A 21,455-nucleotide genomic window follows, 5' to 3' on the forward strand; every position below is an offset into this window, starting at 1 on the left:
GGAACGGTCGGTTCAATTCAAATCAGCTATGCGACGGGGCTTGTTGGGCAGCCTCGCCGGTCGTTGTGTGTTCGGGTTTGGCGCCCGGCAGCTCTTCTGCCGTGTAGCCGCCGCCGAGCGCCTTGATCAGCGCCATCTGCACATCCAGGCGACGTGCCTGCAGGTCGGTCGCGAGCTTGCGTTGCTGCAGCACCGTGGTCTCTGCATTCAGCACGGTGAGTTGCGTGCCGAGGCCCGCGCCATAACGCGTGCGGGCCAGGCTATACGAGCGCTCAGCTTCCGAGAGGGCGGTACGCTGGATGGTGATCTGCGTATCGATGCTGTGCAGCGCGGTGATCTGGTCAGCTGTGTCGTGCAGGGCTTCGGTCAGCGTCTGGTTGTAGCTGGCGACGGCCGCGTCATAGCTGGCGTACTTGCCGCGCAGGTTGGCGCGCAGCTTGCCGCCCTGGAAGATCGGCAGCTTCAGCGCCGGGCCGATGCCAAGCTGGCGCGAATTGCCCAGCAGCAGGTTCTCCGGAAGGATCGACGCCACGCCCAGGAACGCCGTCAGGCTGATGTCCGGCAGGAACTCCGCCTTGGCGACGTCGATGTCCTTCGATGCTGCTTCGACACGCCAGCGTGCGGCCACGAGGTCCGGGCGACGGCCGATCAGGTCGATGGTCAGGTTGTTCGGCAGCTTGGGCGTGGTCTGTGCCAGCAGCGTCGGGCGAGTAATCGACAGGCCGCGATCCGGGCCCTTGCCGAGCAGCGCAGCCAATTGGTTGCGTGCCAGGGCAATTTGCTCGTCGACTTGTTCCAGCTCAGTTTGCGCTGCCGCCACATTGGCGCGCGCTTGCGTGGTTTCGACCTGCGTATCCAGGCCGGCACGCAGGCGCTGGCCGGCGAGGTTGGTCAGGTCCTTGCGCTGGTCGATGGTGCGCTGGGCTACGTCACGCTGCGCATACAACGCAGCCAGCTTGGCGTAGGTGCGTGCCACCGAGGTCGAGAGCATTAGCCGGGCCGCCTGGCTTTCGGCTTCCATGGCCTTATCGTCAGACAGTGCGGCTTCCAGCGCGGAGCGGTTCTTGCCCCAGAAGTCCAGGTCATAGCTCACGCCCAACTGGATCTTCGACTCCGTGAACCAGTTGCCGCCCAGCGGCGTGCCTTCAAACAGGTCATACGAGGACAGGCGCTGGCGCGTCATCTCCGCATCCAGACCGACGCTCGGGTACAGGTTGCCGCGCACCACGTCAGCCATCGCGCGCGACGCGCGCACGCGGGCAAAGGCGACCTGCAGGTTGGGGTTGTCCTTGATCGCCTCGTCGACAAGCGCGTGCAGTTGCGGGTCGTTGAACTGGTCGACCCAGTTCATCGTCGGCCACTGGCCACCCTGCGAGGGCAACGTTTGCGTGCTGGCCAACTGCCCCGGTTGGGTCAGCGTCTGCGTGCTGTGCGAGTTGCCGAGGTTGGCGCAGCCTGCCAGTGCGGCCAGCGCAATGGCGGAAAGCGCCACACCCAGGCGTGCCGGCCATTGCGCCCGGGTATAGCCCGTGCGGCCGCGGGAGCCAAGTGCCTGGGGGGCGGAGTTCAAGGCGTTCATGTTGTTTGAGGTGTCAGGCGATCAGGAGAGCGAAAAACGTTTGGTGCGATTCAGGCCGTGCGGCGTCAGTGATCAGCGGGGCGCTGGCGGTTGCCTTCGGTTGCGGCGCCGTTGTCGAGGATGCGCTTGAGAAGCCCGCGCAGCGTATCGACGTCGGCGTGCGTGAAGTCGGCAAAGAAGCGGTTCAGCACATGGGTATAGATGGCGGGCATGCGGTCGGCCAGTTCGCGGCCGGCAACGGTCAATTCCAGGTGTACGACGCGGCGGTCGGATTCACTGCGCACGCGCTCGATCAGGCCGCGCTTCTCCATGCGGCTGAGCATGCGGGTGAGCGAGCCGATGTCGGTGTTCAGTTCGCGGCCGAGGTCGGTTGCCGTCTGGCAGCGGCCGTTGGCGAGCAGCACCAGGCAACTGGCCTGGGAGTGCGTCACGTCCATCTGCGCGACTTCCTGCTCGATCGCCATGGACAGCGCCGTCTTGGCGCGCCCGACGAGGTAGCCCACGCTTTCACACATGCGGTAGTCCTCCACCCGGAACAGGGTTCCGGAAGCTGCAACTTCGGTGGCGGGTCTTGTTTGTTCGGACATCTTATGTATGCACAATCATTGTCCGGACAAATATACGAATCTGCGCAGCAAACAGCAAGGTACTGAATGTGCGATTCCAGTTTCGGAAATAATGTGTGATGTAAGGGCCTCTTTAGCAACATCCCTTCATAGATTCGTCAGGGTGTGTCATGTCTTGCGCATCGCAGCATGCTAGAATGTCGGGTTATTCCGCGAGCTGTTTTTGAGCTCGTGTCACGTCTTTTCGAGTTCACATCCCATGCGCGCGCTTCGCAACATCGCCATCATTGCCCACGTTGACCACGGCAAAACCACCCTGGTCGACCAGCTCCTCCGCCAAGCCGGTACGTTCCGCGAGAACGAGCAGCTCACCGAGCGCGTGATGGATTCGAACGACATCGAAAAAGAGCGCGGCATCACGATCCTGGCCAAGAACTGCGCGGTCGAATACAACGGCACGCACATCAACATCGTCGATACGCCGGGGCACGCCGACTTCGGCGGTGAAGTGGAGCGTGTGCTGTCGATGGTCGACGGCGTGCTGCTGCTGGTGGATGCTCAAGAAGGCCCGATGCCGCAGACGCGCTTTGTGACGCGCAAGGCGCTGGCCCTCGGCCTGAAGCCAATCGTCGTGGTCAACAAGGTGGACCGCCCGGGCGCACGTCCGGACTGGGTGATCAACGAGACCTTCGAGCTGTTCGACAAGCTGGGCGCCACTGACGAGCAGCTCGACTTCCCCATCGTGTACGCCTCGGGCCTGAACGGTTACGCCGGCCTGACCGACGACGTGCGCAGCGGCGACATGAAGCCGCTGTTCGAGACCATTCTCGAGAAGGTGCCGCAGCGTGACGATGACCCGAACGGCCCGCTCCAGCTGCAGATCATCTCGCTGGACTACTCGAGCTACGTCGGCAAGATCGGCGTGGGCCGTATCACGCGTGGCCGCGTGCGTCCGCTGCAAGATGTGGTGGTCAAGTTCGGCCCGGAAGGCGCGCCGATCAAGGGTCGCGTCAACCAGGTGCTGAAGTTCCGCGGCCTGGAGCGCGAGATCGTGCCGGAAGCAGAAGCCGGCGACATCGTGCTGATCAACGGTATTGAAGAGCTGGGTATCGGCTGCACCGTGTGTGCGCCGGACGCCCAGGACGCGCTGCCGATGCTGAAGGTGGACGAGCCGACGCTGACGATGAACTTCTGCGTCAACACCTCGCCGCTGGCTGGCCGCGAAGGCAAGTTCGTGACGAGCCGCCAACTGCGCGACCGTCTGGACCGCGAGCTGAAGTCCAACGTGGCACTGCGCGTGAAGGACACCGGCGACGACACGATCTTCGAAGTGTCGGGCCGTGGCGAACTGCACCTGACGATTCTGGTGGAAAACATGCGCCGCGAAGGCTACGAGCTGGCCGTGTCGCGCCCGCGCGTGGTGTTCAAGGAAATCGATGGCGTGAAGCACGAGCCGTTCGAGCGCCTGACCGTGGACGTGGAAGACGGCCACCAGGGCGGCGTGATGGAAGAACTCGGCCGCCGCAAGGGCGAGCTGCTCGACATGGCATCGGACGGCAAGGGCCGTACGCGTCTGGAATACCGCATCCCGGCCCGTGGCCTGATCGGCTTCCAGGGCGAATTCCTGACGCTGACGCGCGGCACCGGCCTGATCAGCCACATCTTCGACGACTACTCCCCGGTCAAGGAAGGCGACCTCGGCGAGCGCCACAACGGCGTGCTGATCTCGCAGGACGACGGCGCTGCCGTGGCCTACGCACTGTGGAAGCTGCAGGATCGCGGCCGCATGTTCGTGTCGCCGGGCGATGCACTGTACGAAGGCATGATCATCGGCATCCACAGCCGCGACAACGACCTGGTCGTCAACCCGATCAAGGGCAAGCAGCTGACCAACGTGCGTGCTTCGGGTACCGACGAAGCCGTGCGCCTGGTGCCGCCGATCCAGATGTCGCTGGAATACGCGGTGGAATTCATCGCTGATGACGAGCTGGTGGAAGTCACGCCGAAGAGCATCCGCCTGCGCAAACGCCACCTGAAGGAACACGAGCGCAAGCGCGCATCGCGTGAAGAAGCGGTCTGATCGCCAGTCGATCTGCCAACAAAAACGCCCCGAGGTTTCGGGGCGTTTTTTTTGTCCGGAAACAGCGCGGCGCGTTATGACCGCAAGCGTGCGAACGCCTGTGTCAGATCGTCGATCAGGTCTTGCGGGTCTTCCAGGCCGATGTGCAGGCGGACGATCGGGCCAGCCAGAGACCAGTCCGTGCAGGTGCGTGTGCCGACCACGTTGCTGACCGTCGCCAGACTCTCGAAGCCGCCCCACGAAGCGCCGATGCCGAACAGCGTGAGCGCATCGACGAAGCACCCGGCGGCTTGCGCGTCACCCTGGGCAAATTCGAACGAGAGCAGTCCGTTGGTGCCGGTGCAATCGCGTTGCCACAGTACGTGGCCCGGGTCTTCGGGAAGGGCGGGGCAGAAGACGCGTGCGACCTCCGGACGGGATACGAGCCAATGCGCGACTTCCAGCGCATGGCGCTCATGCATGGCAAGGCGCGCGCCCAACGTGCGCGTGCCGCGCAGCACGAGGTAGGCATCGTCGGGGCTGACGGCAACACCCTGCGCGTCGGACATCATGGCGAGCGGTTGCCAGCAAGCCTGCGTGGTGGTGACGGTGCCCATCATCACGTCGGAATGGCCACTCAGGTATTTGGTGGCGGCCATGACCGACACGTCGGCGCCGAGTGTGAGCGGGCGGTATTGCACGCCCGAGCCCCAGGTGTTGTCCGCGACGACCAGCGCACCATGGCGATGCGCGATCTCGGCCAGCGCGGGTAGATCGCACATCTCGTAGACGAGCGAGCCGGGGCATTCCACGTAGACGATCTTGGTTGTCGGTCGGATCTGTTGTGCGGCGTCAGTGCCGTCTGCACGGAAGTAGGTCACGTCCACGCCCCAGGGCCGCAGGAACGTATCGACGAAGTGGCGCAGCGGCTGATAGACGCAATCGGCAATCAGCACGTGATCACCGGGGCGGGCGAAGGCCAGGAAGACCATCGAGATGGCGGCGAGGCCCGTGGGGAACAGCCGCGCGCGATAGCCGCCTTCGAGCTGCGCGACGACGTCTTCCAGCGCGAAGCCCGTCGGGTTGCCGCGTGCGCCGTAGGTGAACATGCGCTCGGTGCCGCGACGGCGGCGCGCGTCGTTCATGGCGTCCATCGAATCGAACAACACCGTGGAGGCGCGCACGACCGGTGGGTTGACGGCCCGGCCGCCTTCAAAGGCAGGCGAGGTGCCACCCTTGACCAAGCGCGTGGCGAGCCGGGGCTCCGTTTTCTGCGATGACATGGTGCGTAGATCCCGTTGATTGCGTGTCATGACTGCGCGGCACTGGCGCCCACGCGGAAGGCGCCGAGTTCCTGCGCATCGAGCTGGGCGAGCAGGCCAGTTTCCCAGGCGAGGTATTGCCGGGCCGCAGCCTTGTTGCCGTCATGCCGATCATGCACGAAGAAGAGATAGTCGATGCAATCGGCGTCGGGTGGGACGTTGTCGGCGCTTTCGGTGGCGTGGCCGGCGGCCGTCCATGCGGCAAAGCCGCCGGTGAGTACGCTGACGCGCGACGCGTTTTGCCACTCGGCGGCAGCGAGTTCTGCGATGCGTGGCTCATCGGCAATCAGTACGGTCTCGCGGTCAGCGGCCGGTGCCGGCAGGCGCGGTCGAATCGCCCACGTGGCGCCCGGCACATGCGCGCGGCGGAAGGCCATGCTCGGGCGCAGGTCGATCACCTGTGCGGTGCCGGCTGCGAGCGCGCTGGCGAGTGCATCCACGCTGATCTCCGGCAACGGTTGCAGCAACGCGGGCGCTGGACTGGGCAGCGCGGCATCGCTGGTCAATCCGTCCTGCAGCACATAAGCATCGTGGCCGAGTTGCCGCAGCCAGCTCGCGACGATCGGCGCACGCACGCCGTCGGCATCGAACAGCACCAAGCGGGCATGGCGCACGCCCACGTACTGATCGGTCGCCTGGATCAGTTGGCCGCCCGGCGCATGCTGTGCGCCCGGCAGGCTGCCGGTAGCGAATTCTTCGGGCGTGCGGACATCGCACAGGAACACGCTGTGCTCGCCTTGCGCGGCCCAGCGCGCGAGCGTTGCCGCATCCACTTCGGGCACGGCAAAGCGGGCAGCCAGTTGCTGGCTGGCTTCGCGCATGTTCTTGATGGTGGCCGGCGCGACGATGTCGGGGTAACGGCGCGTGCTGCCATGTTCCAGCGGCAGGTCTTCCAGATACCAACCTTGCGTGCCGTTCTCCAGCGCCATCACCGGGTTGGGAATGCCCAGGTTGATGAGCGTCTGCGCGCCGATGATGCTGCGCGTACGGCCCGCGCAATTGACGACGATGGGCGTGGACGTGTCCGGCACCAGTTCGCGAATGCGCAGCCCCAGTTCGCCGTTCGGGCAGCAGATCGACGACGGAATCGTCATCTTCAGGTATTCGCTCACCGGGCGGCCGTCGAGGATGACGACATCGTCGCCGCGCTCGCGCATGGCGGCGAGTTCGCGCGCGGTGACGCGCGGTGTGTGATACGCCATCTCGACAAGTTCACCGAACGTTTTGGACGGCACGTTGACGCCGGCAAACAGCGTGAAACCAGCGTGCGTCCAACCTTGCGCGCCGTCTTGCAGCACGTGCACGTTGGTGTAGCCGATGGCGGCCAGGCGTTCGGCGGCACGTGCGGCAACGCCGTCGTTGTCGTCATAGACAACCAGGCGCACGGCGCGGCGCGGCGCAAGGCGCGGGGCATCGATCTCAAGGCGGCTGTAGGGCAGCGGGATGGCGTAGAAGAGGTGGGCTTCGCCATACTGGCCGTGCTCGCGCACGTCGAACAGCGCGATCTCGGCGCCGTCGTGCAGCCACGCTTTCAGGGTCTGGGCGGTAACGAACGAGGTCATATCGATACGGAATCGAATCAAAAGGGTGAGCGAAGCCCTCCGCGCACGCAGCGCGGATTTCAAGCAACGCGTTCTGGGTTGAGTCGGGCGGGTTAGCGGCGCGTCTTCACGCCGATGCCCATGGTCTGGTAGCTGCCCGTCGCCAGGTCAAACGTGATGCGCTCGCTCAGCGTTTCGAGCGCGCGCCCGTACATGTGCAGATGGCGGATCGGCGCGTCGCCCTTGATCTCGACGGCGTGGATATCTTCGGCCGCCAACGCGATGCCGCTGCCGGGTTCGACGACGACGGTGTCCGTCATCTCCAGCGTGCCGACGCCGGGCGTGGCGCGGTCGTCGGTGCGGCGGTAGATGTAGTTGTATTCCGTGCCGTCCACCGCGGCGATGCAGGCCCACGTGGTGTGGTTGTGCGGCGTGATCTTTTTGCCGGGGCGCATGACGTTCAGGTACAGCGCGTAGGTTTGATCCGCATCTTCGTGGATCAGGTAACGGGCTTGCAGCTCGCCGTCGGTCGGCGGCGGGAAGTCGGCTTCCTGCCAAAGCTCCGTGCGCGCGGCGAGGCCTTTGACTTGTTCGAGTACGTCCGCCAACGCGGGGCGCGTTTCGCCTTCGGGCGCGAGCGCGGCTTTCATGGCCGAGATGGCATCGTTCACAGCCGATTGGCGTTGTTGTGGAAGAGACGTAGACATGGCTGGATTCTCCTGACGAATTGGGGCGCGTTGGTTGGTTGTTGTGGTTGTGTGTTTCAGGCGACGAGCGCGGCCGGCGGGGCCGAGAACGTTGGGCGCAGTACGTCTTGCAGAAAGCGCTGCGCGCGAGCGTGTTTCGGGCGGCTGAAGAATTGATCCGGTGGTGAGTCCTCCAGCAACTCGCCCTGATCCATGAACCAGACGCGGCTTGATACATCGCGCGCGAAACCCATCTCGTGCGTGACGATCATCATCGTGAGCCCGTCGTCGGCCAGCTCGCGCATCACGTGCAGCACCTCCTGCACCATCTCGGGATCGAGTGCGCTCGTTGGCTCGTCGAACAGCATGAGGGGCGGCTTCATCGCCAGCGCACGCGCGATGGCCACGCGTTGTTGCTGACCGCCCGAGAGGTTGGCGGGCATCGCATCGATCTTGTGCACGAGACCGACCTTGGCGAGCAGTGTTTCGGCTTGCGCGTTGGCCTCGTCGCGCGACATGCCGAGCACCTTGGTCGGCCCGAGAATCAGGTTCTGCCGTACCGATAGGTTCTGGAACAGGTTGAAGTTCTGGAACACGAAGCCGATGCGCGCGCGCAGTTGATTGACGCGCATGTCGCGTGCATGCACATCGCGCCCGTCAAAGCGGATGCATCCGCCTTGAATGGCTTCCAGCCGCGTAACCGTGCGGATCAACGTGGATTTGCCCGAGCCCGACGGCCCGCACACGACCACGACTTCACCGCGTTCGATGGTGGCGTCGATGCCTTTGAGCGCGTGGTAGTCGTCGTAGAACTTGTCGACTTTTTCAAATGCCAGCATGGGATGAGTTCTCCGGCGATTCAGGCAAGCCCGGCGCGATGGCGGGCAATGCGGCGCTCCAGCTGCCCGGCAAAGCGGGAGATGGCGAAGCACAGCACAAAGTAGAAGGCGGCCAGCACGAGGAAGGTTTCCAGCGGCTTGGTCAGCGTGATGGTGTTGACCTGCGCGGCCGAGTACGTCAGCTCCGGCACGCCAATCACATAGGCAAGCGACGTCGCCTTGATGATCGACACGAACTGGTTGACGATCGACGGCAGCATGTTGGTCAGCGCCTGCGGCAGTTGCACGTAGCGCATGCTCTGCAGCCACGACAGGCCGTTCGAGCGGGCCGCTTCCATCTGTCCGCGCGGCAGACCTTCGAGCCCGGCGCGCACGATCTGCGAGAGAAATGCGCTCTCGTAGACGATGATGGCGCAGACGGCCGTGGTGAACGCCGACACTTCTTTGCCCACCAGCAGCGGCACCGCAAAGTACGCCCAGAAGATGATCATCAGCAGCGGAATGCCGCGCACCAGGCGTGACCACACACCGGCAATGCGACGCAGCCAACGCCAAGGGCTCACATGCGCCAGACCGATCAACACCGCAATTGGAAACGACATCGCCAGCCCCAGCACCGAGAGCACCAGCGTGATGGCCACGCCGCCGAGCGGACCATTCGGCCATGCACCGACCAGGAACAACGCCAGATAGTCATGCAGGATTTCAAGCATGGTGTCAGACCCCCAGCGGCGTCGTACGACGCTTGGCAACGCGCTCCGACAGCGACATCAACGCCAGCGTGCCGAGCAGATACAGCAGCGTCGCGATGAGGAACACGTCGAAGGTGCGGAAGGTGAGGTTGTCGATCTGCCGCGTGCGGTAGAGCAATTCGTGCACCCCAATAGCCATCGCCAGCGAGCTGTTCTTGAACAACAGCAGCGCCTGGTTGAGCAGCGCCGGCAGCGCCACGCGAATCCCCTGCGGCAGGATCACGTAGCGCAGCGCCTGCAGATGCGTCAGCCCGATCGACCACGCCGCTTCCTGCTGCGTATGCGGAATCGCACGCAGGCCGGAGCGCAGATCTTCGGAGATGAACGCGCCGGAGTTCAGCGCCAGGGCAATCGCCGCGAAGAAGAACTCCGTGTTGCCGGCGTTGATCCACTCCCGGAGTGACTCCGGCAGCAACTGCGGCACGCCGAAGTACCACACCAGAATCTGCACCAGCATCGGCACGTTGCGGTGGTATTCGACAAACACGATGACGAACGCCTTGAACGCACGCACCGGCAGCGCGCGCAGCGTGGCCAGCGTGACACCAACGACGATGGCCAGCAGGCCCGAGACGACAAACAGACGCAACGTGGTCAGGATGCCGTCCCGGAAGAGGCGCAGGTAGCCGTCTTCTAACAGGAACGAGAGATCGAACATGTCGGCCGCCCTGGCTTACTGCGGCTTGATCGGTTCGACCTTGTAGTCGCGCGAGAATTTGTAGACCGACTTGGCGCCGAGCCACTTGTCGAAGCTCGTCTGCAGGCCGCTGGACTGGTCGTAGTCCGCCAGCACCTTGTTGACGGCCGCCATCAGCGCGGGCTCGTTCTTGTTCATCACCACGCCCCAGCGCTCTTCATAGACGGGCGCCGTCAGCAGGCGATATTGCTGGCCGCCTTTCTGCGCCGCCTCGTTGGCAAAGCGCGCCAGCACCAGTTGCCCTGCCACCAGGCCGTCGACCTTGCCTTGCTGCAGGGCTAGATATGCCGACGAAATATCGTGGAAGGTCAGCAGGTGCGAGTCCGGCAGGCGCGTTACCGACACCGCCGCCGAACTGGAACCTTCCGACGCGGCGATCTTCTTGTTGGCAAGTTGATCCAGCGTCTGGATGGGCGAATCCGCACGTACCAGCACCCGGATTGGCGCGACGAAATACTGGTTGCTGAAATCGACCTGCGCGGCGCGTGCCGGCATCCATGCCACGGCGGCGGCCAGCACATCCACGCGATGGGTTTTCAGCTCGGGAATGCGGGCATCGGTCGAGAGCGCGCGGTGCTCCAGCTTGACGCCCAGGCCCTTGGCCAGTGCACTGCACACATCCACATCAAAGCCGACGATCTGCCGCGTGGTGGCATCAGGAAAGGCATACGGCTCACTGGCGTTCTGCGTGCCGCAGACCAGCGTGCCGCGCGATTTGATGTCGGTCAGCGCGTCGGCATGCGCCACGCTTGCTACGCCCACGGTGCCCAGCGCCAGAGCCGCAGCGGCCTGCGCCCATTTCCATACCCACATGGTTTCCTCCTTTGTATGAAACCGATTGCCTGACCCGCCGATTCGCGAGGCCGGACCGCATGCCCAGCGGCTTGGGTGTCTGCCCGAACGTTTATTCGTTCAGTGTTATTTGTGTTTCAGGCAGGTTATCGGCCAAAATTGAACAGAACAATTTAATTTTTGGCCCGGATTCATTAGGCCTTCTGAAGTATCGGGATCGAGATGCGGAATCTGGACATCGATTTGCTGCGCACCTTCGTGGCGATTGCGCAGCACGAGACGTTTGCCGCGGCAGCGGCACGGGTGGGGCGCACGCAGTCCGCCGTGACACAGCAAATGCAGCGGCTGGAAGAGGAAATGGGCTGCGCGCTGTTCGAAAAACGCGGTCGCCACAAGATGATGACGCCGGACGGCGTGCGGCTCGTCGCCTACGCGCACAAGATCCTGGCGCTCAATGACCAGGCCGTGCAGGTGATCCAGACGGGCGGCCCGATCGAAAAAATCCGCATCGGCTCGCCACACGATGTGGCGGATTCGATCCTGCCGAATCTGCTGCGGCGGCTGTCGAAGCTGTCGCCGGAACTGCAGATGGAAATCAACGTCGGCCGCAGCCCGTTCCTGATGGACGCGCTGCGCGACAAGACGCTCGATCTGGCGATCTCTACGCGCTATGACGATGCGTTTCCCGGCATCAAGCTGCGCACGTCGCCCATGGTGTGGATCTGCGCGGAAGACTTCATCTTCAACCCCGCCGCACCGGTGCCGCTGGTGATGGCTGATGAGCTGAGCCTGTTCCGCCAGCTCTCGATCGAGTGCCTGGATGCGCACCACATTCCATGGCGCACGAGCTATCTGTCGCCCACGCTTACGGGCATCAAGGCTGCGATCAGCGCGGGGCTGGGCGTGACGGCGCGCACGACCGAATTGCTCGATGCAAACATGCGCGTACTGACCGAGGCAGATGGCTTGCCGCGTCTGCCGGAAGTGGCGTTCTACCTGTATGTGCAGCCGACGTGCACCAGTGCGGTGTTGCGGGATCTGTTCGATTCCACCGACAGCGTCGCGACGCGCTTCGGTCCGCCGTTCATGTGAGCGCTCATGTGAGTGGCATTGCCTCGGCGGTCACTGCCGAACGAGGGCTGCGCCACTCGGGCGGCTTCCACAGGTAGCGCAAGTCCCGATCGCGGAACACATCGCCCCACATGTCGCGCCATTCGTGGAAGGTGAGGGTGAGTGGGTTATGCGTGTGCACTTGTCGCGTGATGCCGAAGATGGGCGCGTCTTCCTCGGGGACGAAGCTGCCGAACATGCGATCCCAGATGGTCAGTACGCCGGCGTAGTTGCGGTCGATGTACTGCGGGTTCTTGGCGTGGTGCACGCGATGCACCGACGGCGTGTTCACGTATTGCCCCAGCCAGCGCCAAAAGCCCGCATAGCGCGAATCCAGCGCACCCAGCCGCGTATGCACGAAGAACTGGAACGCCAGGTTCAAGCCGACGGCCAGGATCACCCAGTCAGGCGTAAAGCCAATCCACGCAAGCGGAATCCAGAACAACCACATCCCGGAAATCGGATAGGTCAGGCTCTGGCGGAACGCGGTCGAAAAATTCATCCCTTCCGACGAATGGTGCGTCACGTGCGACGCCCACATCCAGCGCACGCGGTGGCTGGCGCGGTGGAAGAAGTAGTACAGAAAATCCTGCAGCAGCAGGAGCAGCGCGAACGACCACCACGTCTCAGGCACCGCACGCAGGCCGTGGCTGTACGTCCACGAATACACCGTCTTGATCATCAGCCACAGGAAGAACGCGTCAGATGCCTGGTGCATGAGCGCGAGGCATGCGTTTGAAACGGTGTCCTTGAAGCTGTAGATGGAGGGATCGCGCTTGCGCCAGTACCACGCTTCCGCGCCGATGGTCAGCAGGAAGACCGGCGCAAAGGCCAGCAGGATCAGGCCCGGGTCAAAACTGGACGCGCCCGGGGCGCCGTTGGCAGGGGTCATCGGATTGTTGTGATGTGTGTTGTCTCCAACCGGCAGATATACGCCCAACACTTGCGCCGCGAAAGGGGGCGGGCTAGAGCCCTTCCTCGCTTAAGGAGCGCGTCGTGTACAGTGCGACCCGTCATTCCCAAAACACAACACGAGAGACATGCAATCCACTGCTTCCGCCGCGCCCCAGACTGACGCCCAACCCAACGTGATCGCTGAAGTACGCGGCGGCATCGGCTGGCTGACGCTGAACCGGCCGCAGGCGCTCAACGCGCTGTCGCTGGAGATGATCCGCGCGATGTCGCATGCGCTGATGGCCTGGCAGCATGATCCAGAAGTCCACGCGGTCATCCTGCGCGGCGAGGGCGGCAAGGCCCTGTGCGCGGGCGGCGACATCCGCTTCTTCCATCGCGCCGCCACGGCGGGTGACCCGCAGCTCGTCACCTTCTTCACCGAGGAGTACCGCCTCAACCACCTGATCTTCAGCTACGCCAAGCCCTACATCGCGTTGATGGATGGCGTCGTCATGGGCGGCGGCATGGGCATCTCGCAGGGCGCATCGCTGCGTGTGGTGACCGAGCGCACAAAGATGGCCATGCCCGAAACGAACATCGGCCTGTTCCCGGATGTGGGCGGCGGCTGGTTCCTGGCACGCGTGCCGGGCCACGTGGGCGAATACCTGGGCGTGACCGGGCAGATGATCGAAGCGGCGGATGCGCTGTCGGTTGGCTTGGCGGATTGCCACGTCACGACCGAGGCGTTGGCTGCCATCGTGCAGCGCTTGCGTGATGGCAATTGGAGCAGCGCAGCGCAGATCGCTACGTGTTTTACCGAAGCTGCGACTGAGCCGGACGCCGCCAAGGCTGTCGTTGGCCTGCATCGCGCCGCGATCGATGCCTGTTTTGGCCGGGCTACCGTTCCCGCAATCCTGGCCGATCTGGCCGCAAGCACCGACGCCGAGTGGGCCGCGCAGACCGCCGCACACATGGCCAAACGCTCGCCGCTGATGATGGCTGTGACGCTGGAGCTGATCCGCCGTGGCCGCCACGCCACGCTGGCCGACGAACTGCGTCGCGAATTGGACATGATGACGCACGTATTTGCCGAGGGTGACGGTATCGAAGGCATTCGCGCACTCGCCGTCGACAAGGATCATTCGCCCAAGTGGAAGCATGCGAGCATCGACACTGTGCGCGATGACGAAGTGGCCGCGTTCTTTGTCTCGCCGTGGCGCCGCGAGCAGCATCCGCTGCTGGGGTTGTCGGACTAGAAGCCGGTAAACTGCGCGCCTGAATTGAACTGTTGATTGTGCTGTGACTGCTGAACGCCCCACACCGAACCCGCGCCGCCTGTCCGTCGCACCCATGATGGACTGGACGGATCGCCATTGTCGTTTTTTTCATCGCCAGATCTCGCGCCACACCTGGCTCTATACGGAAATGGTGACCACCGGCGCGCTGCTGCACGGCGACGTGCCGCGCCACCTCGATTTCGACGAGGTCGAGCACCCGGTCGCGCTGCAGTTGGGCGGCAGCGAACCTGGCGACTTGGCCCAGGCCGCACGCCTCGGCCAGCAATGGGGTTACAAGGAAATCAACCTCAATTGCGGTTGCCCATCCGAGCGCGTGCAGCGTGGTGCGTTCGGCGCGTGCCTGATGGCCGAGCCCAAGCTGGTGGCCGAAGGGGTCAAGGCGATGCGTGACGCCGTGTCGATTCCCGTCACGGTCAAGCACCGCATTGGCATCGATACGATTGAAACCTACGATTTCGTGCGCGATTTCGTCGGCACCATCGCCGAGGCCGGTTGCGAGACGTTCATCGTCCACGCGCGCAATGCCATCCTCAAAGGCTTGAGCCCGAAGGAAAACCGCGAGATTCCGCCGCTGCGCTATGAGGTCGTCTATCAACTCAAGCGCGATTTCCCGCATCTGGAGATCCTGCTCAATGGCGGCGTACAGACGCTGGAGCAGATCGACTCGCATCTCGCGCACATCGACGGCGTGATGATCGGCCGCGAGGCGTATCACCATCCGCATCTGATGGCCGCGTTTGACGCGCGTTATTACGACGCGGGCACGCAAGCCCTCACGCGCGCCGAGATCGAGGACGCCATGATTGCCTACGTCGGCCGCTGGGTGGAGCGGGGTGGTTATGCCGGCGCGGCGGTGCGGCACATGCTGGGGCTATATCGCGGTGTGGCGGGTGCGCGCGGCTGGCGGCGTGTGCTGTCGGACTCCAAGGCGCTTGGTCGCGTCAAGACGCTGGCAGGTGCACATGCGTTGTTTGATGAGGCGCGCACGCACTTGCGGCGGGGTGAAGAGTCGGGCGAGGAGGCGGTCGCAGCATAAATTGCACCACCCCCTAGTCACACCGAAAGAATACCCGTATAATCTCGTTTTTCGCGAATCAGTCAGCTCTGACTGGTTGTGCAATGGTGGCCGTAGCTCAGTTGGTAGAGTCCCAGATTGTGATTCTGGTTGTCGTGGGTTCGAATCCCATCGGTCACCCCAAAGATTTGTAGAAAAGCCCGCTTTTTGCGGGCTTTTTTGCGTTCAGGCGTCTGCGACTACCGTGCCCTGGTGGTACACGACCTTCCAGCCATCCACCGTGCGTCGCCAAAGTGTTGACCGGCGCGTCGTGCGGTTCGATTGCACCAGCGTGTACGTCAGCAGGTAGTTGTTCGGCGCGATCTCCTGGCAGCGGAAGTCCCGCGTTTGCCAGAACTCCTCCCCGATGTGTCCATGGCGGGCATCCAGCACGCCGAGCACGTAGCTGCGGCTGTAGCGCTGGCCTGAGGCGCCGACTTCCCAGAAATCCTCCGTAGTCATGCGCTCGAAATCTTCGCGGCGCGTGCCGAATTCGGGGCGATGGAAGATGGGTTCGCGCTTACGCAGCTCCTCCAGTACGTCGAGCAGCGTGGGGGCGGTGTCCAGACACGGTTCCATGTGGCGAGCCTCCTGGGAAAGATTCAAGCATAACGCGCATCGCTGCATGGCCCGAGCAGTCAGGGTTGCGGCGCTGCACAATGCGCGCGTCAGGCATCGCCCCTATGATGGCGCCTTCGCCTTTCTCGGAAACGTTTCAATGCAACGCACTGCCCGCACTGTCCATATGGGTCTGTCCTCGCTGACGGTCGCTTTGTCGCTCGCGTTTGGCGCCGGCGCCTTCGCTGCCACGCTCCAGAAACCTCAACTCGACGCGCTGGTTGCGGCCGAGCAATCCAAGGCTTCGGCTGATCTGAACAGCTTCCTGGCTGCCGCTGCCAAGGCGGATCCGCAGGTTGCAGGCAGCATTGCCGCGTATCAGAAGAGGGCTGCGCTGACGGGCGACGATCTCGTCAACATCGGCCGCCTGCTCGGCGTGTACAACCGTCTGCACAACCAGCAGGCCGTGATCGGCTCGATCGAAAAGATGGTCGCGCTGCCCACGGTGCGCGACGACAAGATTCCGCAATACGAAAACCCCGCCATCGTGGCGTTCGGCAAGCTGGTCGAGGGCATGGCGCATGACTTTGGCCTGACGTACCGCAACGTCGACAACCGCGTGTTTGAAGTCACGCTGCCTGGTACCGGCTCGGACGAATTCGGCATCCTGACGCATGCCGACGTCGTGCCCGCCAAGGCTGAGGAATGGGTGCTCGGCGACGGCACCAAGCTCGATCCGTTCAAGGTCACGCGCGTCGGCAACCTGCTGTACGGCCGCGGCACCATTGACGATAAGGGTTCGATCGCCGCCGCGCTGTACGCCATGAAGACGGTCAAGGACAGCGGCGTGCCGCTCGCACGCACGATCCGCCTGATGATCGAGACCACCGAAGAAACCGGCGGCGATGGCATGAAGTACTACCGCGAGCGTACGCAATTGCCCGCGTACAACATCGTGCTCGACAGCAAGTACCCGGCCGTGGTGGCCGAGAAGGGCACGGGCGCATTGAAGGTGTTCTTCCCCGCGCAGGCTGGCGATGCATCCCGCACGGCCATTGCTTCGATGACGGGTGCGGCGTCGGCCAGTTCTGTCCCGCAGACGGCGACCGCCACGCTCAAGGGTGGTGATCTGGGCGTGGCTGCCGCCGCGCTTGAAGCCAAGCGCGATGCCTTTGTGAGTAGCCTGGCAGCGCAGGGCAAGTTCTCGATCGACATCACGCGCAACGCAGACAGCATCGTCGTGAAGGTTACTGGTACCTCGGCGCACGGCTCGCGCCCGGAAGAGGGCGTGAATCCGCTACCGCGCCTGGCGCTGTTCCTGCGCGCGGCGGATCTGGGCCTGGCCGACAATGCCTACGCCCATGCCGTGCGCTACCTGACCGACCTCTACGGCACCGACTACCTGGGCAACACTATCGGCGTCGCCTACAAGGACGATTTCATGGGCCCGCTCACCATCTCGCCTACCGTGATCGGTGACAAGAACGGCCGCGTGGAGGTGACTGCCAACGTGCGCATGCCGCGTGGCAAGACACCCGACGCGCTGCGCGGCGAGATCGCTGGCAAGATCAACGCGTGGGCCAACGCCAACCACGTCGCGCTGGAAATCAACTACGACCAGGGCAACTGGATGGCGCGCGATCCGAAGGGCGCCTGGCTGTCGACGCTGCTTAACATCTACGGCGACACGACGGGCCTGGACGCCAAGCCCGTGCCGACTGCTGGCAGCACGACCGCCAAGCTGATGCCGAATGCCATCAATTTCGGCCCGGCCATGCCCGGCAAGAAGTACACCGCGCACAACGCCAACGAGTACAAGGAAGTGCCGGATCTCGACTTGGACATGCAGATGTTCACCGAGATGCTGGTGCGCATCGGCAACCTACCGTCGATGCAGTAACTGTCGCACGATCGCCATGAAGATCATCCGCGCCAAGTCGTTCACAGCAGAGCGTGCTTGGGGCGCGCTCGACATTGCCAACATGGGTGGCATCACGACGCGCCTGCATTGGGCTGATCAGCCTTACCGCTGGCATGTGAACGATGGCGAGGAGGTCTTCGTGGTGCTCGACGGTGCCGTCGATATGCACTATCGAGAAGCCGACGAGGAGAAGGTTGCAGTGCTGGAGCCGGGCGACATCTTCTTTGCAGGTATCGGCTGCGAGCATGTGGCACATCCGCGTGGTGCGGCGCGGATTCTCGTAGTGGAGAAGGCGGGCAGCGTTTAGCGTTGGCCGGCGGTGTAGCGCAAAAAAAAAAGCCCGCAGTCAGCGGGCTTCGAATTCAGCGATCTCAATTGCCCCTGAGGGCACTAGCAATACTACTGTCACGCACGCCAAACAAAATCCGGGTAAACGTCCGTTTTGCCAGCGAAACATTCGCGAATGTGGCGCTGCATCAACATGCGGACTGAAAAAACAGCCCGCACAAATGGCGGGCCGAAAATCAGTTGAAGAAAGCCCTGTCCTCAGGGCCCGGCCAGTGTATGAAATCAGTTGCGGCGGCAGCATTGGGGATTGCCCTGATCGGTGCTGCAACGTGATGCATTGGCGTCAACAACGTTCGGCGCCCGCCGGGCGCGCTGCTGCCGGAATGGCGTCCAGCATGCGGCAGATCGCGGCCATGCTGCCGACCATCGTGCGGCGTTGCTCCCCCTGATAGATGCGCACGCCCTGGGTTTGGCGGAAGGGCACCGGATGCACCGGGCGGCGGGAAGACATCGATCCGAGTCGCATGGCAGACCTCGTGGGTTCGGGTGAAAAAACGGACGGCAAGACGCCGCCCCGGCGAGCCAGCGGCTCACCTCCGGGTAGGACAAAACGGCAAAGGAAGTGGCGCGCGTGCGCCTTAGACTTACGGGGCAGCTGGCCGGATCAGGCCGACAGCCAATCCTTCCAGGTGGAACTCATCGCGATCCAGATCGACGTGGATTGGCTCGAAATCCGGGTTCTCAGCAATCAGCTCAACATGGCGGCCCTTACGCTGGAAGCGCTTGACCGTGACGTCGTCGCCCAGGCGTGCGACGACGATCTTGCCGTTGGCGGCTTCGGTGGCGCGTTGCACGGCCAGCAAGTCGCCATCCAGGATGCCGGCGTCGCGCATGCTCATGCCGCGCACCTTCAGCAGAAAGTCGGGCTGGGCAGAGAACAGCGACGGATCGACCTGGTATTGCCGATCAATATGTTCGGCGGCCAGGATCGGGCTGCCCGCGGCCACGCGGCCAACCAGCGGCAGCGTCAACTGCATCAACCCCATCGACGGTAGCGAGAACTGGTGGTGGCTCGCATCTGCGCCCGTCGCCCGCAGCCGGATGCCACGCGAAGCACCGGGCGTCAGTTCGATCACCCCCTTGCGCGCCAGTGCCCGCAGGTGTTCTTCGGCGGCATTGGCCGACGAGAAACCGAACTCCGCGGCGATCTCGGCGCGGGTGGGCGGAAAGCCGGTGCGCTGGATCGTCTGGCGGATCAGGTCGTAGATCTGCTGCTGGCGGGGGGTGAGGGTGGCCATGGAGTACTGTATATCTGAACAGGTGCTGTGATTTTATACAGTGACGCGGGAAGCGCAAGTGATTTTGTTGTGACGTGTTGCATGAGCGCGCCGTTACCTCTGATCCACGTCAAAACCTATGCGGCTGGTTAGAAGCTTATGCGCAATCCATACAGGCGCGGCTAAGGGGAATCGCATAAAATCAAGGCCTTGACCGATTTTGCACTGCCATAAAGCCTCCCTGGGCTGGCCCGAACGTCACCATGTCCGCTTTCAATCAAGAGACCGTTCTGAGCGTCCATCACTGGAACGACTCGCTGTTCAGCTTCAAGACCACGCGCGACCAGGCGCTGCGCTTCCACAACGGCCATTTCGTCATGATCGGTCTGGAAGTCGAGGGCAAGCCGCTGATGCGCGCCTACAGTATCGCCAGCCCCAACTATGAAGAGCATCTGGAGTTCTTCAGCATCAAGGTGCAGAACGGCCCGCTCACCTCGCGCCTTCAGCACCTGAAGGTGGGCGACAAACTGCTGGTGAGCAAGAAGCCGGTCGGTACGCTTGTGCTGGACGATCTGCTGCCCGGCAAGAACCTCTACCTGTTCGGCACCGGCACCGGTCTGGCGCCGTTCATGAGCATCATCCAGGACCCGGACACCTATGAGCGCTTCGAAAAGGTCGTACTGCTGCACGGCGTGCGCCAGGTGAGCGAGCTGGCTTATGCCGACTTCATCACCAGCGAACTGCCGAACAACGAATTCTTCGGCGACCAGGTGCGTGAGAAGCTGATCTATTACCCGACTGTCACGCGTGAGCCGTTCCGCAACATGGGTCGCCTGACCGATCTGGTGGACAACGGCAAGCTGTCCGCCGACATCGGTCTGCCACCGATGGACCCGGCCGTGGATCGCGCCATGATCTGCGGCAGCCCGGCCATGCTGGAAGACACCTGCAAGCTGCTCGACGCGCGCGGCTTCAAGATTTCCCCGCGCATGGGCGAAGCCGGTGACTACGTGATCGAGCGCGCCTTCGTCGAGAAGTAAGCGACGCTGCTTTTGCTGCAAACGCCGGCCTGTGTGCCGGTGTTTTGCTTTGGCGCTCGCCCAAGGGCAATCCCGCGTCGGCAAAGGCGGGGCGCGCGGATACAATGCGCGCCTTGCCCACCACGCATGTCTGCAACGATGTCCTTGCCTACCATTGCCATCCTCGCCACCGGCGGCACGATCGCCGGGTCTGCCGATGATGCCGGCTCCGCTGCCCGCTACCGTGCGGGCGCCGTGCCCATCGACCAACTGCTCGCTGCCAGCAAGCTTGGCTTGGAGCGCATCGCCAACGTGCGTGCTGAACAGGTCGCGCAGATCGACAGCAAGGACGTGACCTTCGACGTGTGGGAAAAGCTGGTCGCGCGGATCCGCCACTGGATCGACGTTGAGCGCGTGGATGGCGTGGTCATCACGCACGGCACCGATACGCTCGAAGAGACTGCCATGCTGCTGCACCTGACGCAGCAGGGCGACACGCCCATTGTTGTGACTGCGGCGATGCGGCCGTCGACATCGCTGTCTGCGGATGGCCCGCTGAACCTGCTGAACGCTGTGCGTCTGGCGGCCCATCCGGCCTCGCGTGGGCGGAGTGTGCTGGTAGCGCTCAACCAGCGCGTGCACGCAGCGCGTGATGTGCAGAAGGGGCATACCTACGCGGTGGAGGCGTTTGTCTCGCCAGAGGGGGGGCCAGTAGGTTTCGTGTTGGACACGCAGGTGCAGTTCTCGCGTGCGACGCAGCGCCCGGCTTCGGCCGATGCGCTGCCGATGCCGTCGGCGGGTCAATGGCCGTGGGTGGAAGTGCTGGCGAGCTATGCGCAACCGGATGCTCGGCTGGTCGATACGCTGGTCGCGGCCGGTGTGAAGGGGTTGGTGATTGCGGCCACCGGCGCAGGCTCTATCCACACGAATCTGGAGGTGGCGCTTGAGCGCGCCAGCCAGCAAGGTGTTTTTGTGCTGCGTTCCACACGTACGGGCGCGGGCGTCGTGCCGGCGCAACCTGGTGGGCAGGGCTGGGCCTCAACGGGCACGCTCAATCCGTATAAGGCGCGCGTGCTCCTGATGCTGCTCATCGCGGCCGGGCGTGCTCAGGCAGAAACTGCCTCCCTGCAGCAAGTCATTGATCAATATTGAAAATTTCGGCTGAGTCTGCGTATAATGGCAGGCTATTCAACCTTGCTGCAC

21 protein-coding genes and 1 tRNA gene are annotated in these 21,455 nt (G+C 63.6%); 9 read left to right on the top strand and 13 right to left on the bottom strand.

The features are described 5' to 3' along the window. Positions 1-22: 22 nt before the first annotated feature. On the bottom strand, positions 23-1,579 hold the full coding sequence (locus ACS13N_RS14435) for an AdeC/AdeK/OprM family multidrug efflux complex outer membrane factor (RefSeq protein ID WP_438932264.1): 1,557 nt from the start codon (positions 1,577-1,579) through the stop codon (positions 23-25). A 65-nt stretch (positions 1,580-1,644) separates the two neighbouring features. Then, entirely contained in the window at positions 1,645-2,166 is a 522-nt protein-coding gene (locus ACS13N_RS14440; RefSeq protein WP_438932265.1) for a MarR family winged helix-turn-helix transcriptional regulator, read from the bottom strand. Between the two features lie 238 nt (positions 2,167-2,404). Here ACS13N_RS14440 and typA point away from each other — a divergent pair, with 238 nt between their 5' ends. Further along, on the top strand, positions 2,405-4,225 hold the full coding sequence (gene typA / locus ACS13N_RS14445; RefSeq protein WP_438932266.1) for a translational GTPase TypA: 1,821 nt from the start codon (positions 2,405-2,407) through the stop codon (positions 4,223-4,225). A 74-nt stretch (positions 4,226-4,299) separates the two neighbouring features. Here typA and metC read toward each other — a convergent pair whose 3' ends face one another. The 7 genes from metC to ACS13N_RS14480 all read right to left on the bottom strand — a co-directional run bounded on the left by metC (position 4,300) and on the right by ACS13N_RS14480 (position 10,854). After that, on the bottom strand, positions 4,300-5,487 hold the full coding sequence (metC, locus tag ACS13N_RS14450) for a cystathionine beta-lyase (protein ID WP_438932267.1): 1,188 nt from the start codon (positions 5,485-5,487) through the stop codon (positions 4,300-4,302). Positions 5,488-5,513: 26 nt separating this feature from the next. Then, positions 5,514-7,088, bottom strand: a complete 1,575-nt coding sequence (locus tag ACS13N_RS14455; RefSeq protein WP_438932268.1) for a rhodanese-like domain-containing protein — start codon at positions 7,086-7,088, stop codon at positions 5,514-5,516. Between the two features lie 92 nt (positions 7,089-7,180). Continuing rightward, positions 7,181-7,774, bottom strand: a complete 594-nt coding sequence (locus tag ACS13N_RS14460) for a hypothetical protein (RefSeq protein WP_438932269.1) — start codon at positions 7,772-7,774, stop codon at positions 7,181-7,183. A gap of 56 nt (positions 7,775-7,830) precedes the next feature. Continuing rightward, complete coding sequence (locus tag ACS13N_RS14465; protein WP_438932270.1) at positions 7,831-8,592, bottom strand: amino acid ABC transporter ATP-binding protein; 762 nt, start codon at positions 8,590-8,592, stop codon at positions 7,831-7,833. Between the two features lie 20 nt (positions 8,593-8,612). Next, positions 8,613-9,305, bottom strand: coding sequence for an amino acid ABC transporter permease (locus ACS13N_RS14470; RefSeq protein WP_438932271.1), 693 nt, complete (start codon positions 9,303-9,305; stop codon positions 8,613-8,615). A 4-nt stretch (positions 9,306-9,309) separates the two neighbouring features. After that, positions 9,310-10,002, bottom strand: coding sequence for an amino acid ABC transporter permease (locus ACS13N_RS14475; protein WP_438932272.1), 693 nt, complete (start codon positions 10,000-10,002; stop codon positions 9,310-9,312). A gap of 15 nt (positions 10,003-10,017) precedes the next feature. Continuing rightward, positions 10,018-10,854, bottom strand: coding sequence for a transporter substrate-binding domain-containing protein (locus tag ACS13N_RS14480; protein ID WP_438932273.1), 837 nt, complete (start codon positions 10,852-10,854; stop codon positions 10,018-10,020). Positions 10,855-11,055: 201 nt separating this feature from the next. Between ACS13N_RS14480 and ACS13N_RS14485 the strand changes: the two genes are divergently transcribed. Further along, positions 11,056-11,925 carry a LysR substrate-binding domain-containing protein gene (locus tag ACS13N_RS14485; RefSeq protein ID WP_438932274.1) on the top strand — a complete coding sequence of 290 codons (870 nt, stop codon included), beginning with the start codon at positions 11,056-11,058 and terminating at the stop codon, positions 11,923-11,925. 4 nt (positions 11,926-11,929) lie between these two features. Here ACS13N_RS14485 and ACS13N_RS14490 read toward each other — a convergent pair whose 3' ends face one another. After that, positions 11,930-12,835: a sterol desaturase family protein gene (locus ACS13N_RS14490; protein ID WP_438932275.1), complete on the bottom strand. Its 906-nt coding sequence runs from the start codon at positions 12,833-12,835 to the stop codon at positions 11,930-11,932. Positions 12,836-12,983: 148 nt separating this feature from the next. Here ACS13N_RS14490 and ACS13N_RS14495 point away from each other — a divergent pair, with 148 nt between their 5' ends. From ACS13N_RS14495 to ACS13N_RS14505, 3 genes are all read left to right on the top strand, one after another. Beyond that, positions 12,984-14,093, top strand: a complete 1,110-nt coding sequence (locus ACS13N_RS14495) for an enoyl-CoA hydratase/isomerase family protein (protein WP_438932276.1) — start codon at positions 12,984-12,986, stop codon at positions 14,091-14,093. Between the two features lie 43 nt (positions 14,094-14,136). Next, the gene (dusA, locus tag ACS13N_RS14500; protein WP_438932277.1) at positions 14,137-15,171 is read left to right on the top strand and encodes a tRNA dihydrouridine(20/20a) synthase DusA; all 1,035 of its coding nucleotides are present in this window, start codon (positions 14,137-14,139) and stop codon (positions 15,169-15,171) included. Positions 15,172-15,257: 86 nt separating this feature from the next. Next, positions 15,258-15,333, top strand: a tRNA-His gene (locus ACS13N_RS14505). Between the two features lie 42 nt (positions 15,334-15,375). Here the strand turns inward: ACS13N_RS14505 and ACS13N_RS14510 are convergent. Continuing rightward, positions 15,376-15,768: a DUF4440 domain-containing protein gene (locus tag ACS13N_RS14510; RefSeq protein WP_438932278.1), complete on the bottom strand. Its 393-nt coding sequence runs from the start codon at positions 15,766-15,768 to the stop codon at positions 15,376-15,378. 139 nt (positions 15,769-15,907) lie between these two features. Between ACS13N_RS14510 and ACS13N_RS14515 the strand changes: the two genes are divergently transcribed. Together ACS13N_RS14515 and ACS13N_RS14520 are read left to right on the top strand one after the other, a co-directional pair. Further along, positions 15,908-17,647 (top strand): dipeptidase, encoded by a 1,740-nt coding sequence (locus tag ACS13N_RS14515; protein ID WP_438932279.1) that lies wholly within the window; start codon positions 15,908-15,910, stop codon positions 17,645-17,647. Between the two features lie 16 nt (positions 17,648-17,663). Beyond that, a complete protein-coding gene (locus tag ACS13N_RS14520; protein ID WP_438932280.1) occupies positions 17,664-17,975 on the top strand; it encodes a cupin in 312 nt (103 codons plus the stop codon). Between the two features lie 324 nt (positions 17,976-18,299). Here the strand turns inward: ACS13N_RS14520 and ACS13N_RS14525 are convergent, their stop codons facing one another. Together ACS13N_RS14525 and lexA are read right to left on the bottom strand one after the other, a co-directional pair. Continuing rightward, on the bottom strand, positions 18,300-18,482 hold the full coding sequence (locus tag ACS13N_RS14525) for a hypothetical protein (RefSeq protein WP_438932281.1): 183 nt from the start codon (positions 18,480-18,482) through the stop codon (positions 18,300-18,302). A 118-nt stretch (positions 18,483-18,600) separates the two neighbouring features. Beyond that, complete coding sequence (lexA, locus tag ACS13N_RS14530; protein ID WP_438932282.1) at positions 18,601-19,254, bottom strand: transcriptional repressor LexA; 654 nt, start codon at positions 19,252-19,254, stop codon at positions 18,601-18,603. A gap of 242 nt (positions 19,255-19,496) precedes the next feature. Between lexA and ACS13N_RS14535 the strand changes: the two genes are divergently transcribed. Continuing rightward, entirely contained in the window at positions 19,497-20,273 is a 777-nt protein-coding gene (locus ACS13N_RS14535) for a ferredoxin--NADP reductase (protein WP_048932200.1), read from the top strand. 138 nt (positions 20,274-20,411) lie between these two features. Continuing rightward, complete coding sequence (locus tag ACS13N_RS14540) at positions 20,412-21,404, top strand: asparaginase (protein WP_438932283.1); 993 nt, start codon at positions 20,412-20,414, stop codon at positions 21,402-21,404. The last annotated feature ends 51 nt before the right edge of the window (positions 21,405-21,455 follow it).

The organism is Ralstonia sp. 24A2, from assembly GCF_051783885.1.
Taxonomy (GTDB): domain Bacteria; phylum Pseudomonadota; class Gammaproteobacteria; order Burkholderiales; family Burkholderiaceae; genus Ralstonia.